The sequence below is a fragment of the Streptosporangium sp. NPDC049644 genome (assembly GCF_040675205.1).
GTDB lineage: Bacteria > Actinomycetota > Actinomycetes > Streptosporangiales > Streptosporangiaceae > Streptosporangium > Streptosporangium fukuiense.
Genome location: NZ_JBFAOJ010000080.1, coordinates 29,151 through 44,668 on the forward strand (window position 1 = coordinate 29,151; position 15,518 = coordinate 44,668).

The 15,518-nt window shown below is 69.6% G+C and carries 16 protein-coding genes, 1 tRNA gene and 1 pseudogene; 11 read left to right on the forward strand and 7 right to left on the reverse strand.

What is annotated here, in order from left to right; genetic code table 11:
- Window positions 1–28 precede the first annotated feature (28 nt).
- Complete coding sequence (locus AB0J58_RS33020) at window positions 29–649, forward strand: hypothetical protein (RefSeq protein ID WP_364223338.1); 621 nt, start codon at window positions 29–31, stop codon at window positions 647–649.
- Here the strand turns inward: AB0J58_RS33020 and AB0J58_RS33025 are convergent.
- Complete coding sequence (locus AB0J58_RS33025; RefSeq protein ID WP_364223341.1) at window positions 646–1,143, reverse strand: DUF523 domain-containing protein; 498 nt, start codon at window positions 1,141–1,143, stop codon at window positions 646–648. The genes AB0J58_RS33020 and AB0J58_RS33025 overlap by 4 nt on opposite strands.
- An 86-nt stretch (window positions 1,144–1,229) precedes the next feature.
- Here AB0J58_RS33025 and AB0J58_RS33030 point away from each other — a divergent pair, with 86 nt between their 5' ends.
- The 6 genes from AB0J58_RS33030 (at window position 1,230) to AB0J58_RS33055 (ending at window position 6,047) form a co-directional block, all read left to right on the forward strand.
- Complete coding sequence (locus tag AB0J58_RS33030; RefSeq protein ID WP_343977114.1) at window positions 1,230–1,592, forward strand: hypothetical protein; 363 nt, start codon at window positions 1,230–1,232, stop codon at window positions 1,590–1,592.
- A complete protein-coding gene (locus tag AB0J58_RS33035; RefSeq protein ID WP_030924741.1) occupies window positions 1,589–1,969 on the forward strand; it encodes a hypothetical protein in 381 nt (126 codons plus the stop codon). Before AB0J58_RS33030 ends, AB0J58_RS33035 begins: the two co-directional genes overlap by 4 nt.
- A 66-nt stretch (window positions 1,970–2,035) precedes the next feature.
- Window positions 2,036–2,683: an SRPBCC family protein gene (locus AB0J58_RS33040; protein WP_343977108.1), complete on the forward strand. Its 648-nt coding sequence runs from the start codon at window positions 2,036–2,038 to the stop codon at window positions 2,681–2,683.
- Between the two features lie 339 nt (window positions 2,684–3,022).
- Window positions 3,023–4,252: an MFS transporter gene (locus AB0J58_RS33045; RefSeq protein ID WP_364223345.1), complete on the forward strand. Its 1,230-nt coding sequence runs from the start codon at window positions 3,023–3,025 to the stop codon at window positions 4,250–4,252.
- Between the two features lie 272 nt (window positions 4,253–4,524).
- Complete coding sequence (locus tag AB0J58_RS33050) at window positions 4,525–5,955, forward strand: MFS transporter (RefSeq protein ID WP_364223348.1); 1,431 nt, start codon at window positions 4,525–4,527, stop codon at window positions 5,953–5,955.
- 19 nt (window positions 5,956–5,974) lie between these two features.
- Window positions 5,975–6,047, forward strand: a tRNA-Ala gene (locus AB0J58_RS33055).
- Window positions 6,048–6,338: 291 nt separating this feature from the next.
- Here the strand turns inward: AB0J58_RS33055 and AB0J58_RS33060 are convergent.
- Window positions 6,339–6,836 (reverse strand): hypothetical protein, encoded by a 498-nt coding sequence (locus AB0J58_RS33060; RefSeq protein ID WP_364223351.1) that lies wholly within the window; start codon window positions 6,834–6,836, stop codon window positions 6,339–6,341.
- 166 nt (window positions 6,837–7,002) lie between these two features.
- Between AB0J58_RS33060 and AB0J58_RS33065 the strand changes: the two genes are divergently transcribed.
- Together AB0J58_RS33065 and AB0J58_RS33070 are read left to right on the forward strand one after the other, a co-directional pair.
- The gene (locus AB0J58_RS33065; RefSeq protein ID WP_364223354.1) at window positions 7,003–7,920 is read left to right on the forward strand and encodes a YegS/Rv2252/BmrU family lipid kinase; all 918 of its coding nucleotides are present in this window, start codon (window positions 7,003–7,005) and stop codon (window positions 7,918–7,920) included.
- Between the two features lie 274 nt (window positions 7,921–8,194).
- Window positions 8,195–8,632, forward strand: a complete 438-nt coding sequence (locus AB0J58_RS33070; protein ID WP_364223356.1) for an SRPBCC family protein — start codon at window positions 8,195–8,197, stop codon at window positions 8,630–8,632.
- On the opposite strand, the gene AB0J58_RS33075 is transcribed toward AB0J58_RS33070, so the two are convergent.
- Window positions 8,616–9,437, reverse strand: coding sequence for a MerR family transcriptional regulator (locus AB0J58_RS33075; RefSeq protein WP_364223359.1), 822 nt, complete (start codon window positions 9,435–9,437; stop codon window positions 8,616–8,618). The genes AB0J58_RS33070 and AB0J58_RS33075 overlap by 17 nt on opposite strands.
- Before the next feature lie 103 nt (window positions 9,438–9,540).
- On the opposite strand from AB0J58_RS33075, the gene AB0J58_RS33080 reads away from it, so the two are divergent.
- Window positions 9,541–10,281, forward strand: coding sequence for a class I SAM-dependent methyltransferase (locus tag AB0J58_RS33080; protein ID WP_364223361.1), 741 nt, complete (start codon window positions 9,541–9,543; stop codon window positions 10,279–10,281).
- Window positions 10,282–10,342: 61 nt separating this feature from the next.
- Complete coding sequence (locus tag AB0J58_RS33085) at window positions 10,343–11,134, forward strand: SDR family NAD(P)-dependent oxidoreductase (protein WP_364223364.1); 792 nt, start codon at window positions 10,343–10,345, stop codon at window positions 11,132–11,134.
- A gap of 33 nt (window positions 11,135–11,167) precedes the next feature.
- On the opposite strand, the gene AB0J58_RS33090 is transcribed toward AB0J58_RS33085, so the two are convergent.
- From AB0J58_RS33090 to AB0J58_RS33105, 4 genes and pseudogenes are all read right to left on the reverse strand, one after another.
- On the reverse strand, window positions 11,168–12,412 hold the full coding sequence (locus tag AB0J58_RS33090) for a serpin family protein (protein WP_364223367.1): 1,245 nt from the start codon (window positions 12,410–12,412) through the stop codon (window positions 11,168–11,170).
- Between the two features lie 55 nt (window positions 12,413–12,467).
- Window positions 12,468–13,094: a hypothetical protein gene (locus tag AB0J58_RS33095; protein WP_364223370.1), complete on the reverse strand. Its 627-nt coding sequence runs from the start codon at window positions 13,092–13,094 to the stop codon at window positions 12,468–12,470.
- Between the two features lie 11 nt (window positions 13,095–13,105).
- Window positions 13,106–14,491, reverse strand: a complete 1,386-nt coding sequence (locus tag AB0J58_RS33100) for a selenium-binding protein SBP56-related protein (protein ID WP_364223373.1) — start codon at window positions 14,489–14,491, stop codon at window positions 13,106–13,108.
- A gap of 471 nt (window positions 14,492–14,962) precedes the next feature.
- Window positions 14,963–15,518, reverse strand: a pseudogene (locus tag AB0J58_RS33105) (hypothetical protein); the annotation flags it as partial.

A 15,518-nucleotide genomic window follows, 5' to 3' on the forward strand; every position in this document is an offset into this window, starting at 1 on the left:
AGGGACATATGACGTAATAATCCGTGACATGCGGCAAACGCTGGGGTTCATAGCGGTGTGGTGCGGCGCCACCGTCCTGGCGATCTCGGTCGCCTGGTTCGGTGTCCGCGACGTGCTCCGTAGCGAGGTCTTCGAGGACGCGAGCATCGAGCCCCTCAACGCCGCCATCGGTCGTACCGGAGAATCGCGGCTCCCGGCGGGGGCGCCGACGGGGCCGCAGGTCATCGGCGTGCCGACGGCCTCCTCGGAATCCGTCCGTACCCCGGCGCCCCGTCTCATCCCGCCCACGCGGGACACCACCGGCTCGCAGCCGGCCCGTTCCCCGTCGAGGACGGCCGCGCCGGCGCGCACGCGGGACGCCGGACCCTCCCGGCCGACGCCGTCGCCCGCCATGCCCAAGCCGACGGCCACCAGGACCAGGTCGATCTCGACCGGGAACCTGCGCGTGGTGAACGTCAAGGGCGGTTCGGTCTCGTTCGCCATCGAGAACGGTGTGTGCCGCCTGATCGCCGCGGCCCCCAACGCGGGCTACGAGGCCAAGGTCGCCTCGGCCACCGGGTGGATCCGGGTCGACCTGGTCAAGGGAGAGCACGGCTCGGCGGTCTTCTGCATCGGTGGGGAGAGCCGTACGGACCTGTGGGAATACTAGGACTCGCCGATCTCGCGCAGTCGTGCGGCGGCCTCGGTGACGCGATCCTCGCCGAAGACCGCGATGCCGTGCAGTTCGAGCAGGGCCGAGGTGACTCCGTGGCCGGGGACGCGCCGGCCGGCGAAGGTGCCGTCGTAGACGGTCAGGCTGCCGCAGGAGGGGCTGCCCTCCTTCAGGATCGCCACCTTCACGTCGAAGGACCTGGCGGCGGCGAGCGCCGCCTGAGCACCGGCGAGGAAGGCGGCCGTGACGTCGGTGCCCCCGGCGGTCAGCACCCGGGCCGCCCCGGAGAGCACCGCCGCGCCCCCGGCACCGCCCTCGATCTCCGCGGCGGGGCGCGGGACGGGCAGGCCGCCCTCGACCTCCGGGCAGAACGGGACGAGCCTTCCCTGGCGCCGCCACGCGGCCAGCAGCGCGTCGCCGCTCGTCTTGGCGGACCCGTCGTAACGGACCTTCCGCCCCATCAGGCAGGCACTGACCAGGATCCTTTCCACGGTCTCAGAATAGGCGCCGTGAAGGAGGGGGCGAGGAGGGCGGGCAGTACCCTACTGCTCATGCTTTTCGATCCCCTGCGGTCTCGATGATCGGCCCGCTCGCGACCGGCCTGATCCTGTTCTCCCTGGCGATCGGCCTGGTCAGCCTCCTGACCACCATGCGGAACAGAGCGATGGGCACCGTGCTTCTCGTCGCGCTCGGGGTGCTGGAGGTCGGACTGCTGGTCCAGGCCGGGTTCGTGATCGCCGCGATGGTGCGGGGCGAGGGGCCGGCGAGCTCGGCCACCCTCATCGGCTACCTGGCGGGCAGCGTGGTGATCCCGCCGGCGGCGGCCTTCTGGGGGCTCGGCGAGCGCTCACGCTGGGGTCCCGCGGTGGTAGCGGTGGCGGGCTTCGCGATTCCCGGCATGGTCGGGCGGCTGCTCCAGGTCTGGCAGGGCATGCCGTGAGCGAGCCGGCGATCGGCAGCGGACCCGGCCGCGCGCTGGTGGCGGTCTACGGGGTGTTCGCCCTGGCCGCGGGGGCCCGCGCGGCGGTACAGATCGCGACGCGCCTGCAGGAGGCCCCGCTGGCGTACTGGCTGTCGGCGTTCGCCGCCGCCGTCTACATCGTGCTCACCGTCGCGCTGGCCAGGGGAGATCGGACCCTGGCGCTGGTCGCCTGCGGGATCGAGCTGGCCGGGGTGCTCATCGTCGGCACGCTCAGCATGGTCTATCCAGAGGCGTTCCCTCGTGCCACAGTCTGGTCGGGTTACGGGAGCGGATACCTCTTCATCCCGTTTGTGCTGCCAGTCCTGGGGCTTTACTGGCTTCTGCGGCGGCGCTAGTTAGGTCCGGCCCGTACCGGGCAGGTCTGCCTCCCGAACCGACCAAACCACAAGGGAGGCACGGTCATGAGTTCGATTGAACAGTCAGTCGACGTCAACGTACCGATCCGGACCGCGTACAACCAGTGGACCCAGTTCGAGAGCTTTCCCGAGTTCATGGAAGGCGTGGAGTCGATCAAGCAGCTCAGCGACACGCGTACCGCGTGGGTCGTCGAGATCGCGGGGGTCCGCCGGGAGTTCCAGGCGGAGATAACCGAGCAGCACCCCGACGAGCGGGTGGCCTGGAGATCGGTGGAGCGGCCGCACCAGGCCGGTGTGGTGACCTTCCACCACCTCGGTCCGGACACCACCCGGGTCACGCTCCAGATGGAGTACGACCCCGAGGGGTTCGTCGAGACCGTCGGCGACTGGTTGCAGATCGTCCGTCTGCGGGTCCGCGGTGACCTGGAGCGTTTCAAGGCCTTCATCGAGTCGCGCGGCGGCGAGACCGGCGCCTGGCGCGGGGATGTGCCGGGACCGCACGAGCACGGCGCCCGTGTCGGCGGCACCGGCACGACAGGTGGCTATGGCTCCGACGAGCCCGCACCTCCGCGCACCGTGGGCCAGGGTTACCCGCCGGAGTCCGCCCTTCCGCCTCCCGGCGGTGAACCGCTGCCTCCGGCCGGCCGCCGGCTCGGCGAGGAGCCGCCGCTCACCCCGGGGCCGCGCATCTGACGCTCGCGGGTCCGGGATGACCGCCTGATGTCCGTCCGCAGGGGGCGTACTACTGCGGTTCGCCCGGACCGCAGGCTCGCCCGGCGCGGCCCGAGGTGTCCGGCGCCCTGACCGTCCGGGTTCTCTGGCGTCGGCGCCGGGGACACGCCGGCGCGGGAGAGAGCCGGGTCACGCCCTGTAAAGGGATGCGTGGCCCGGCTTTCATGTTGTCAGCGATTTTCGATCACCTCCGCACCGGCGCGCCGGTCAGGAACAAACGGATGTTTCAGTCCTGTTAAAGTTGTGGTCAGCCAATCATCCTACGATTGGATGAAACCATTGAGGAGGACTGAAACCAGCATGAGCGTGCTAACCCATCAGACCAGGGGCCGCACCGGTGGAACGACAGGATCTCTCGCCTGGTTGCTCGTGCTGGGAATCGTTCTCGCGGCGCTGAACCTGCGCACCGCCGTCACGAGCGTCGGGCCGGTTCTCGACCAGATAACCTCCGGCCTCGGCATGACCACCCTCGGAGTCGGGCTGCTCACCACGCTCCCCGTGCTCATCTTCGCCTCGGTCGGAGCGTTGACCCCGGCGCTGGCCAGGAAGGTCGGCGAACACCGCCTCCTGCTTCTCTCCCTCATCGCCCTGGGCGCCGGCCTGCTCATCCGCTCGATGGTGGACTCGGCCGAGGTGTTCCTCTACAGCAGTGCCCTGGCGCTGTCGGGCGGAGCGGTGGGCAACGTGCTCATCCCCAGCCTGATCAAGCGCCACTTCCCCGGCAGGGCCGGGACCATGACCACCGTCTACACCACGGCCCTCGCGGTGGGCACGATGCTCGCGGCCGCCGCGACCGTGCCCATCCAGCAGGCCACCGACGGCAACTGGCACGTTGCCCTCGGAGTGTGGGGGGCGCTCGCCGCCGTCGCCGCCATTCCGTGGCTTGCGCTCGCGCGCAGTGAGCCGGAGCGGCGCGGCGCGAGCGAGGGAACGAGTGCTCGTGCCCTGCTCCGCAGCAGGCTGGCCTGGGCGGTCGCCGCCTACTTCGGCACCCAGAGCATGGTCGCCTACATCATGTTCGGCTTCCTGCCGAAGATCCTCATCGATGGTGGCTACAGCAGCGGGCAGGCGGGTCTGGTGCTGGGCGTCTTCACCGCGATCGGTATCCCGATCTCGCTCCTCGTGCCCTGGGCGGCGTCGAAGTTCTCCGACCAGCGGCCCGTGGTCGCCGCCTTCGTGGTCTTCTACGTCGCCGGTTTCCTCGGTCTCTGGCTCGCGCCCGTCGGCCTGGCGTGGCTCTTCGCGAGCCTGGTCGGCATCGGGATGGGCTCCTTCCCGCTCGCGCTCACCATGCTCGCCATGCGCACCCGCACCCCCGATGCGACAGCCGCGCTGTCGGCCTTCGGGCAGAGCACCGGATATCTCATCGCGGGCGCCGGGCCCCTGGTCATCGGCTTCGCGCACGAGTCGACCGGTGGCTGGACGCTGCCGTTCCTGCTGCTGCTCGGGGTGGTCGCGGTGCAGTTCGTGGCCGGCTGGTACGCCGGACGGCCGGGTTACCTGGAGGACGAGCGGGCTCTGACGCGCTGACCCTCCCTGGCCGGCGCGGCCTGTGCCCTCTCGGGGGCGGCACAGGCCGCGCCGGCGCGGTCGCGCCTCCTGGACCGCGTCTTCGACGTCGGTCACGCCGCCCGGGATCCGGTGGGCGACCCCGGCCGGCAGGTCGCGGTGTCCTTCGAAACGCTCAACGGCCATAGGGGCGTACACGTCACGGCCCTCCGGTGTGACATAGCCCGGTAAACGGCTGTTTACTGCCGCGCCTTACCATGCGAGAGCAGAAGCCGGCAGCGAAGGAGTGTGCAGTGACGGGAACGATCGTCGCCGAACCGGGTACCGCCCAGCAGGGCAGACATCTCTGGCTGACCCTGGTGGCGCTCTCCGCGGCGGGAATGGTCGTCTCCGTCCAGCAGACCGTGGTCATCCCGCTGCTGCCCCGGCTGATGGCCACCTTCGGCGTGTCGGTGGCCGAGGTCACCTGGGTCTTCACCGCCTCGCTGCTCGCCGCCGCGGTGGCCACGCCGCTGCTGTCACGCCTCGGCGACATGTACGGCAAGAAGCGGATGATCCTGTTCACGGTCGGCCTGCTCGTCCTGGGCTCGCTGGTCTGTGCCCTGTCCGGCTCCTTTCCCGTACTGATCGCCGGAAGGGCCCTGCAGGGCGCGTCGGCGGCGCTGGTGCCGCTGGCCATCGGCATGATCAAGGACACTTTCCCGTCCGACAGGGTCATGACGGCCATCGGGGTGGTCAGCGCCACCATGGGCGTCGGCGGCAGCCTCGGCATGATCGTCACCGGCCTGATCGCCGACCGCACCCCCAGCCACCACCCGGTCTTCTGGATCACCGCGGGTCTCGGCGTGATCGCGATCGTCCTCATCGTGCTGAGTGCCCCCGGTGGTGGAACCGGTGCCGGAGGCCGCCCCGACATCATCGGCGCGGCGCTGCTGTCCGCCTGGCTCGTCTGTCTGCTGCTGGCGATCTCCAAGGGCAACGACTGGGGCTGGGGTTCGGGGGCCGTCCTGTGGTTGTTCGCGGGCGCGGGCGGATTCGGTGCCGTCTGGGTCTTCAGCCAGCTGCGGCTCCGGGCGCCGATGGTACGGCTCCACCTGCTCGTCGGCCGCCGTTCCCTCCCGGCCAACCTCGCCTCGCTGCTCCTGGGCTTCGCCATGTTCGGCTCCTTCGCCCTGATCTCCAGTTTCATCCAGACACCCCCGTCCGCTGGGTATGGTTTCGGGGGATCTGTCCTCGACGTCGGTCTCTACGCCCTGCCCAGCACCGTGACCATGCTGTTCTCCTCCTTCATGGCCGGCCGTCTCTCTGCCTGGTTCGGCCCCGCCCACTCCCTCGCTCTCGGTGCGGGCCTGTGCGCGATCGGATTCGGCTGGTTCACCCTCTTCAACGACTCGGTGCTCCAGTTGGTCGGCGCCAACGCGGTGCAGGGGCTGGGCTTCGGCATCGCCTACGCGGCGCTGGGCGCGCTCGCCGTGCAGCACGTGCCCAGGGACCAGAGCGGCATCGCCAGCGGTATCAACTCCCTGGTCCGCTCCATCGGCGGCAGCCTCTCCGGCGCCGCGACCGCCGCACTCCTCACCTCCATCACCATCGCCGGCACCGCCATCCCGTCCCGGGACGCCTATGTGATCTCCTTCGGGATCATCACCGCGAGCGCCCTGGGGTCGGCGGCCATCGCGCTCGTGTCCGGAATGATGGCGCGAGGGGTGTCAGAAGTCGGTTAAGATTTCATCTGCATCGCAAGGGGCTATGGCGCAGCTGGTAGCGCGCCTCCATGGCATGGAGGAGGTCTGGGGTTCGAATCCCCATAGCTCCACTTCGGTGGCTGGGGTTCGCTGTTCGCAGACGGAGGTCTGCTTCCGGCGGGCCCCTTCGTCGTTCACACGGGGGGACGACCCCCGAGTCCCCCGGTGCGAGGGCTTCGCCCCCGCGCCCCCGGCCCCTTCGCTTCGCTCGGGGAAGTGCCGCGCGTTGTGCGGTCTCCGTATTGCTGGTGGGCCGCGGGCGTGGCTGGTATACGGGCCAGGCTCGCGGTAGGGCGAGAAGGCGAAGCCTGGTGATCGGTATCCGTGTTCAGCGATCGACGCTCCGCTGGTGGGGGGCGGGGTCAGTCGTCGGAGGCGACGACGACGGCCAGGGAGCCCTCGTTCCGGTCGATCAGCACGAGCTCGTGGAAGTCGCCGAGGATCCATCCCAGGTCGTCGTCGCGGGCCGCCTCGTCGAGGTCGCGGAGGCGGTAGAGGGAGGTGGCCGCGCGGATCAGCCGGTAGACCTCGCTCTCCAGGTCGTGGGCGACGGCCTCGGGAAGATCGGTGTACCTGTCGGCCCAGGTGCGGATCGTGGCGGAGGCGGTTTCCGCGTCGACGCCCTCGAAGGAGGCGGTCGAGAGCGCGTCGAGGCGGTAGGGGCCGTGCACCGACCCACCGTCCTTCCAGGAGTCGGGGCCCAGGTAGTCGTCCCGGTACAGCTGGTGCGAGAGCAGCGCGGTGAGCAGCGGTTCGTCGTCCTGTCCGGGGACGATACGGAAGTGCTTCACGTCCACCCAGCGGTAGGTCCTGTCCTTGAAGTTGACCAGGGTGGTCGAGGTGAACGCCAGTTGCTCCATGGTTGTGACGATAGTGACTTCCGGGACCGGTTGATCACCGATTGACCGAACCGGACGAGCAGCCGGGAAACGAGGAAACCAGGTGCGAGCTGGGGGTGCGCGACGTTTGCCGCTCCGGTGCGAGGGCAGCCGTCAGCGTATCCGGCAGGGTGCTACAGGAGGTCAGATGCTGCCCCGGAAGCAGAAGGTCGGCACGGTCGCGGTAATCGCGCACCAGCGGAAGTCATTCGGCGGAGGGCTGGACGAGCTGCGCAGGCTCCTCGCCGACGAGGGAGTCGGCGAGCTGCTCTGGTACGAGGTGCCCAAGAGCAAGAAGGCGCCGAAGAATGCGCGGAAGGCGCTGAAGGAGGGCGCCGACCTGATCCTGGTGTGGGGCGGTGACGGCATGGTGCAGCGCTGCGTGGACGCGATCGCGGGCTCGGGCGTCACGGTCGGCATCCTCCCCGCGGGAACGGGCAACCTCTTCGCGCAGAACCTGGGCATCCCCGAGGACCTGCCCAAGGCCGTGCACGTCGCGTTCCACGGTGAGAACCGGAAGCTGGACCTGGGGAAGGTCAACGGGGAGCACTTCGCCGTCATGGCCGGGGTCGGTTTCGACGCGGCGATGATGGAGGAGGCCGACCGGGGGCTGAAGGACCGCCTGGGACGTGCGGCGTACGTCTGGACGGGCCTGCGTCACGTGCGCGGGGAGCTCGTGCCGATGGAGGTCAGGATCGACGGGGTGACGTGGTTCGAGGGCGAGGCCAGCTGTCTGCTGCTGGGCAACGTCGGCACCATCACCGGCGGCATCGAGGCGTTCGACGACGCGCGTCCCGACGACGGATGGCTGGAGATCGGCGTGACCACCGCGAACGGGCCGATCCAGTGGGCCCGCGTGCTCGGCCGGATGAGCGCGGGGCGGTCCGAGGATTCGCCGTTCGTCCGGATGACCCGGGCTCGCAAGATCACCGCCAGGTTCGGCTCCCCGATGACCTACGAGCTGGACGGTGGCGCCAAGGGGGCCGTCACCAAGCTCAAGGCCAAGGTCGTGCCCGGTGGCGTCACCATCCGCGTCCCCGAGTCCACCGGTTCCGAACAGCTGTGATCCCCGATCCCGGTCACCGTGGACCAAGGATCGGGGACGGGCGTCAGGTTGCCGCCGATTCTCCCTTTTAGTCAACATTCATAACAAATGCAGATTCGATATGGTTTGTCGACTAAATCGCTTGATGGAAAAGAGCGGCAATGACCAGTAGTCATTGGACGGAGGTCGACGGCCCCGGCCGCCCCGGGCGGGTCCGTTCCGGTGTTCGCTCGTATGCCACCCGAACCCGGTTGCGGGCGAGGTCCGAGGGTCCGGCGGGGATCGTGTACGAGCTGTGATCGAACTGAACGTATCGATCGAGATAGCGTGTCCGGCGGTCGAGATATGGCAGATCATCGCCGACTTCGGCCAGGATCCCCGATGGCGCGCGGGCGTGACCACCATGGCGCCGGACCCGCCGGGCCTCGTCGTCCCGGGCACCACCACGGACGAATTCATCACTTTCAGGGGCCGTGTCCACTACACCGGCAGCGTGGTCACCTCGGTGACTCCCGGGAGGGAGTTCGCCTGGCGGACGATCTCGGGGATCGACGCCGAGGGCGGCAGGTCGGTCGTGCCGCTGGGCGGCGACCGCTGCCTGGTGACCGTTCGCCTCAGAGTCAGGTTCCGCGGCCTGCGGCGCCTGTATGCCCCCTTTCTCGGACACGCGCTCAAACACAGGCTCCAGCAGGATGTCCGCCGCCTCAGCGATCTGGTCATCGCGCGCGCGTGACCGTCATCTGCAATTCGGTCACCCAGTTGTCAGGGTCGTCGGGTGGGCAGTCGATGGAGACCTCCCGCGCGAGCCCGACGCCCCGGTAGCCGTGCTCGTCGATCCAGTGGGCCAGCGTCTGGAACGTCGGGCCCGTCTGCTCCATCGAGCCACGGTGAATGATCGTGGCGGCCGACTCGATCTCCGGCAGGTCCACGATCGCGAAGTCGTGGTCGCCGCCCGCCTCCGCGGAGACCTCCACACCGGCGTGCACGGTCACCCGGCCGTCGGCCTCCGGCTCGTAGCGGGCGATGCCGTAACCGGTGATCCTCACTCCGGCGGTCTCGACCCTGCGGCACAGGTCGTCGAAGAGCGGCTGGATGACGGGGCCGATGTCCTCGGCGTCGTAGCTCGCCGCGACGGCGGTGAGCTCCGCCACGCGGGTCGCGGGGATCGGCTTGAGCAGAACCTCTTCGGGGTGCATGTGACCTTCCTTGACGATTGTCGTGAGTCTTACCTCAACCCGGATCAGCCGTGCCGCGTCCGCCGCGATCCGCTCCTCCAGCTCCGCGCGGCGCAACCGCAGCATCCCTTGAAGCTCCGCGGCGTCGACCCGCTCGTCCAGGATCGAACCGACCTGGTGCAGGGTGAAGCCGAGATCCTTCAGGGCGACGACGCGGTTGAGCCGCGACAGCTGGCCGGCCCGGTAGAAGCGGTGACCGGCCGGGTCGACATGGGCGGGCTGAAGTAGGCCGATCGCGTCGTAGTGGCGCAACATGCGCACCGACACGCGGCCGAGCTGGGCGAACTCTCCTATGCTGAACATGGTGCCTTCAGGTATAGGGGCTGACACCGTGTCAGCCGCAACCCCGGATCCCCCCGCGGATAACCGGTTGTCCGGCTCTTCCCACCTGGGAAACATGGTGGTCATGTCACTGCGTTTTCACGAGATCGCCGAGGGCGGTCACCGCATCCTCAACCCGTTCACGAACGACAAGCTGGCGCTGCTCGGCGAGGTCGCCAGGCTCCGGCGGGGAACCCGCCTGCTCGACCTGTGCTGCGGCAAGGCGGAGATGCTCTGCCAGTGGTCTCTCGCCCACGGGATCGAGGGGGTCGGGGTGGACATCAGCGACGTCTTCCTCGACGCGGCGCGTGCCAGGGCCGGGGAGCTCGGGGTGGCCGATCGCGTACGCCTGGTGAAGGGCGACGCCGGAGCCTACCCGGCGGAGCCGGGGACGTTCGACGTCGTGTCCTGTCTGGGGGCGACCTGGATCGGCAACGGGCTGGAGGGGACGGTCAAGCTGATGCTTCCCTCGCTGAAGGAGGACGGGATCCTGCTCGTCGGTGAGCCGTACTGGAACTCCGAGCCGCCCGCGGCGGCATACGAGTCGTTCGGGTTCGGACCGGACGACTTCACCTCGCTGGCGGGGACCTTCGACAGGTTCGAGGCGGCGGGGGTCGAGGTGCTGGAGATGGTCCTCGCCGACCAGGACAGCTGGGACCGTTACGTGGCGAGCCAGTGGTGGACGCTGAGCGACTGGCTGCGTGACAACCCCGACGATCCCGACGTCGAGGGGGTGCGCGGCTTCCTGGAGCGCTGCCGCCGCTCGCATGTCGAGTACGGCAGGCGACACCTGGGCTGGGGTGTCTTCGTGCTGCGCCGTCATTGACGGCTACTGACGGGTAGGAATAGGTTCCCAGAGACCGGCTGGTCGGTTCGAGGGAGCTTGCATGCGGGTGCGGGACAAGGTCGTGGTGGTGACCGGGGCCGCGAGCGGGATCGGCCGGGCGATGGTCCGCAGGTTCGCCGCGGAGGGTGCGGCCGGCGTGGTCGTGGCCGACATCGACGCGGTGGGTGCGACCGCGGTGGCCAGGGAGATCGGTGACCGGGCGGTCGCGGTACGGGCCGATGTGTCGGTCGAGGAGGACGTACGCGGCCTGGTCACCACCGCCGAGAGTGCCTTCGGCCCGGTCGGCCTGTTCTGTTCCAACGCCGGCGTCACCACCGGCCGCGGGCTCGACGCCACGAGCCCGGACTGGACCCGGACGATCGCGGTGAACGTCCTCGCCCACGTCTACGCGGCGCGCGCGGTCGTGCCCGGGATGGTCGAGCGCGGTGAGGGCTATCTGCTCAACACCTGTTCGGCGGCCGGGCTGGTGAGCTGCCCCGGAGACGCCCCCTACGCCGTGACCAAGTCGGTGGCGATCTCCTTCGCCGAGTGGGTGTCCATCCACTACGCGACCAGGGGTGTCAGGGTCAGCGTGCTCTGCCCGCAGAGCGTGCGCACCGCCATGTTCGAGCGTGGCGTCGCCGCGGACCATCTCAGCGCGAGGGCGGCGGGCGCGTCGGGACCCGTCCTCGACCCCGAGGCCGTGGCCGACGTGGTGGTCGAGGGCCTCGCCGCCGAGCGGTTCCATATCTTCCCGCATCCCGAGGTCGCCGGTTTCGTCCGGCGCAAGGCAGAAGACCCCGACCGCTGGCTGACCGGAATGGCGTATTTCGTCGACTCGTTGCGGACGTGATCGCCGACGTCCGGCCTGACCGTCCGGGTCGGCTCAGCTCCTGGCGGCCGGATCGCCGACCTGGCCGATGAACAGCGGGGTCAGCGTCGGCCGATGGACGATCACGAAGGCGAACGGGTGGTCGGCGCGGACCTCGGCCTCGGGCGGGGCAGGGGCCGACACGGTGAAGGCGAGGCCGGTGACGGCGGCGGCCTCGGTGCCCCACTCGTTCACCGTGATGTCGGCGCGGTGGACGGCCTGCTCAAGAGAGGCGCCGTCGGTGATGCCCGAATAGTCGGTCCCCCGCAGTCCCAGCTCCCCGAGCGGCTCCGCCAGGTCCAGGCTCGTGGAGAAGTCCCAGCGTGGCATGGCGAGCCGCACCGGCCGTTCCCTGAGCTCGGCGGCCACCCGTGCCATCACGGCGGGGGAGAGCAGATCGCCGGGAGAACCGCCCGCTCGCGGTACGAGAACCCACATGGCCAGGTCACCGCCGGCGTACCGCAACTCCACGGCCTGCCAGCCGGGCCCCGCCGCGTACGGGAGGCCGCCGTCGCGGCGCATCAGGGCCGTACGCACGGTCGTGCCGTCCGCACGGGTGAAGGAGACGCCTTCCTCGGCCGGTTCGGTGAACGGCGTCGTCCACTCGGCCCTGAGGTAGCCGGCGTTGGCGATGACCAGCCTGGTCTGTGGGCTCAGCTTGTCGAACACCTTCCTGATCCGCCCGGCTGTCCGCTCCTCGGCCCAGGCGTCGATGACCTTGGCGCCATCCCCGGTGAAGTCCACCTGGTGCACACCCACGCCGTACTGTGCCGCGAGCGTGCGCAGGAACTCCGCCCTGACGCTCAATCCTTCCTGGGCGAACAGCGCATTGGCCATGCTCACGATCGCAGGGGCGGGGGCGTCTTGGGCATTCCGCTCCGCGTCCGGGACGGGAGGGGGCGGCGGGTCCTCGGTCGTGATGATCTGCCTGGTGAGCGCGTTGAGCGAGGCATGTGGTCCCGCGGAGGGGAAGCCGAAGACCGTGTCGAGCTCGTTGGCGGTGTCCGCGGCGGCCCCCGCCCTCGCCATGCCGAAGGCGTAACCGATGCTCAAGGGTGACAGGACGGCGTTGCCCCCCGGGCTCGTGGTCGCGGTGAACAGGGCATGTCCGAAGGACGTCAGACCACGCACGGTCTCCGCGACCGGAGGGTTGTCCGGGACCTCCCGCCGCACCCCCTCAGCAGTGATCACGTTGGGCTCGGCGATGGCGCACGATGACAGGACGGCGACGGCCAGCAGGGCGGGAAACAGTCGGCGCATGCCTCTAGAACGCATGCCGCCGCACGGCGGTTCACCTTCGGCGTGGCGGGTGACGTCAGGTGAGTGCGGCGAAGACGCCCGCCCCGATGAGGGCGACGGCCCAGGCGAGGTCGAGGTTGAACCACGCCCTGCGGAGTACCGCCACCCCCAGCCGTTCGTAGACGACCAGCGCCAGGACAGTGGTCGTCACCAGCATGGCCAGCGTGTGCGCCCCGGTCGCCAGCAGGCTCTGCGAGGCCAGCGCGGTGGCGTCATGGCCGCCATGCCCGCCATGTCCCTCATGCCCGCCGCGCAGGGTGACCGGGAGCACCATCAGGCCCGCTCCGTGAGCGGTGGCCATCAGGAACGACCAGCCGGCCAACTGCCACCTCGTCACCCTCATGCCGACCCAACGGGGATGGCGCCGTCTGAGCAGCCGCCAGAGGCCGAAGGCGCACACCACGGCCGCCACACCGTACGAGACCGCTTTCGGCGGGGCGGCGAGCCGTGCCGCGGACACCAGCCCGAGCGTGATCAGCACCGAGCCCGCGTGGCCGAACACGATGGGCGGCAGCGCTCGTAGGACTCCGTCGCGCGAGCGCTCCTGCAGGCCGAGCGCGACCGCGAAGAGCCAGCCCATGGCGGGGTTCAGGCCGTGGAAGGCGCCGAGCCCGGCCAGGACGAGCAGGGACGTCAGATCCATCGAGCGGGCCTTCAGGGGAAGCAGTAGGAGTCGGAGGAGGAGTCGCCGCCCTGCAGGCGGATCTGGTGCGCACGGCGGCCGTCGGCGGCGAAGTCGACGAAGAAGCCGGGGTCGAGTGCGATCGAACCGTCGTCGGCGATGTCCACCTTCGCCATCCAGCTGGAGATGCCGTCGGGGTAGAAGACGTCGTCCCAGGACCGGTAGAGCGAGTTGGTGAAGTAGACCCGCCGCCCGTCCCTGCTGGCCTCGACCATCTGCGGCCCCCCGTTCAGCGCCCGGTCAGGGGCGGCAGGGTGGGCGTCGCGCCGGACGATCCCGCCGATTCGGACAGAGCCGGTCTCGCGCGGCGCGAACGGGTCGGAGACGTCGTACGCCTTGAGCTCGCCGGTGCCCCAGGCCGAGACGAGCAGGATCCGGTCGTCGAGGGTCAGAGAGATGTCACTGACCAGCGGCGGTACCGCGCCGAACTGCTTGAGTGGTTCGGGCAGCAGGTCGGGGTCGGCGGGCTCGGCTGGAATTGTGATCGTCTTGCGGGCCTTCCAGAGACCGTCCTCCAGGTACCAGGTGAAGATGTTGGCCGACAGGTCCTCGACGTTGATCACCGTGTTGACGAAGCCGTGGGTCTTGGTCGGGTCGTGGGCAGGCCGGAGCTCCAGGGCCATCTGATGCTGGTCACCCAGGTCGATCTCCTGGAGATGCCTGCGCCTGGCCAGGTCCCAGACGTGCAGTCGGTGACCGTACCGCCGGCCGACCAGCAGCTCCAGCGAAGGGCCCGGCTCGATCTGGTTGGGCGTCCCCCACTCGCTGGTGATCATCGTGTCGTGCCCGAGATGCCACCAGAAGTCGTAGTGCAGCCGCTGTGGCCCCCGGTCGGACTCCCAGCGGCCTTTTGGCTCGAAGGTGTCGTGGTCGAGAGTGAACACCCCGCCGGGCGCGTCGCCGTTCACGTTGCCGAGCGCGCTGACATAGATGGCGTCCGTGCCGCAGTGGACGGTGTGCGGGCGGCTGTAGCCGGTCTTCTTGAAGACCGTCTCCGGTTCGATCGTCTTGACGAGCTTGGGATGCCGGGGATCGTCCTTGACGTCGAAGATGTAGATCCGGCTGGACCTCAGGCCGGGGAGGACCAGGTAGCGCCTTTCCACGTGCGGGTGCGGCGCGTACGGGCACAAGGCCGCGCTGCACACGTTCCAGCCGAAGTGATGGAGCTCGTCGCCGGGGACGGACATGTCGTGCACATCGGTGATCGTTCCGTCCGAGAGGTCGATCGTGGCGAGCCCATCGGGCCGGCCGTCGCTGGCCGGGTCGAGGAGGGCGACGTAGGCGAGCTCCTCCGGAGGGGCCAGCATGGCCTCGCGGGCGGACGGGTAGAAGGTGGGGTCAGGCTGGATGAGCGGCACAGTGAACTCCTGGACTCGTAGCCGGAACCAATATCCAACTAATCTTGTAGGAAAACTTCCCGCTGTCCAGGGGGGCATATCGCGTAATCGGAGCGGAAGGCCGCGACGCCCGGCGGTGTCGATTCGCTGTCCTACGGAAGTGGAGACGCCCCGCGGGCGTGAGGACTTCCGGTAGGGGGCGGACAGGCGGAGAGGTACGGAGCGTCATCGCCCCGTACCTCTCCGTCTGTCGGTTCTATCTGTCAGTCGACGGCCACCTGTCCTGCGCAACCGTTCCCGAAGGCCACTTCCTTGGTCCTAGAGACCTTCGGAGCGAACCACTGGGCTGGGAGGTGTCAGTCGACCTGTGTCACGAGCCCCCTGGAGAACCTCAGCAGATTTTCGTAGGAGTGCAGACATGCATGGGAGTCCAGATGACCGGGACAGTGATGATCGGCGTCCTGACAACCGGCGGCCTGCTCGTCGAGGTACTCAAAGTTCCCGATCCGGGAGGTCCGGGCGGTCCTTGCGGTCCTTCAGGTCCTTGCGGTCCTGCGGGGCCTTCGGGCCCTTGCGGTCCTTCGGGGCCGGGTGCGCCGTCAGCGCCTGCCGGTCCTGCGGGTCCTTCAGGTCCTGCGGGGCCTTCGGGGCCTTGCGGTCCTTCAGGTCCTGCGGGTCCTTCGGGGCCGGGTGCGCCGTCAGCGCCTGCGGGTCCTTCGGGTCCGGGTGCGCCGTCGGCGCCTGCCGGGCCTGCGGGTCCTTCAGGTCCTGCGGGGCCTTCGGGCCCTTGCGGTCCTTCGGGGCCGGGTGCGCCGTCAGCGCCTGCGGGTCCTTCGGGTCCGGGTGCGCCGTCGGCGCCTGCCGGGCCTTCGGGCCCTTGCGGTCCTTCGGGGCCGGGTGCGCCGTCGGCGCCTGCGGGTCCTGCGGGTCCTTCGGGGCCGGGTGCGCCGTCGGCGCCTGCCGGGCCTTGTGGGCCTGCGGGTCCTTCGGGGCCGGGTGCGCCGTCGGCGCCTGCCGGGCCTTGTGGGCCTGCGGGTCCTTCGGGGCC

What these genes read in the sequence shown, in the direction of transcription:
- AB0J58_RS33020 (WP_364223338.1), top strand. Translation starts at nt 29, where the DNA reads ATGCGGCAAACGCTGGGGTTCATAGCGGTGTGGTGCGGCGCCACCGTC.
- AB0J58_RS33030 (WP_343977114.1), top strand. Translation starts at nt 1,230, where the DNA reads ATGATCGGCCCGCTCGCGACCGGCCTGATCCTGTTCTCCCTGGCGATC.
- AB0J58_RS33040 (WP_343977108.1), top strand. Translation starts at nt 2,036, where the DNA reads ATGAGTTCGATTGAACAGTCAGTCGACGTCAACGTACCGATCCGGACC.
- AB0J58_RS33045 (WP_364223345.1), top strand. Translation starts at nt 3,023, where the DNA reads ATGAGCGTGCTAACCCATCAGACCAGGGGCCGCACCGGTGGAACGACA.
- AB0J58_RS33060 (WP_364223351.1), bottom strand. Translation starts at nt 6,836, where the DNA reads ATGGAGCAACTGGCGTTCACCTCGACCACCCTGGTCAACTTCAAGGAC.
- AB0J58_RS33065 (WP_364223354.1), top strand. Translation starts at nt 7,003, where the DNA reads ATGCTGCCCCGGAAGCAGAAGGTCGGCACGGTCGCGGTAATCGCGCAC.
- AB0J58_RS33075 (WP_364223359.1), bottom strand. Translation starts at nt 9,437, where the DNA reads ATGTTCAGCATAGGAGAGTTCGCCCAGCTCGGCCGCGTGTCGGTGCGC.
- AB0J58_RS33080 (WP_364223361.1), top strand. Translation starts at nt 9,541, where the DNA reads ATGTCACTGCGTTTTCACGAGATCGCCGAGGGCGGTCACCGCATCCTC.
- AB0J58_RS33085 (WP_364223364.1), top strand. Translation starts at nt 10,343, where the DNA reads ATGCGGGTGCGGGACAAGGTCGTGGTGGTGACCGGGGCCGCGAGCGGG.
- AB0J58_RS33090 (WP_364223367.1), bottom strand. Translation starts at nt 12,412, where the DNA reads ATGCGCCGACTGTTTCCCGCCCTGCTGGCCGTCGCCGTCCTGTCATCG.
- AB0J58_RS33095 (WP_364223370.1), bottom strand. Translation starts at nt 13,094, where the DNA reads ATGGATCTGACGTCCCTGCTCGTCCTGGCCGGGCTCGGCGCCTTCCAC.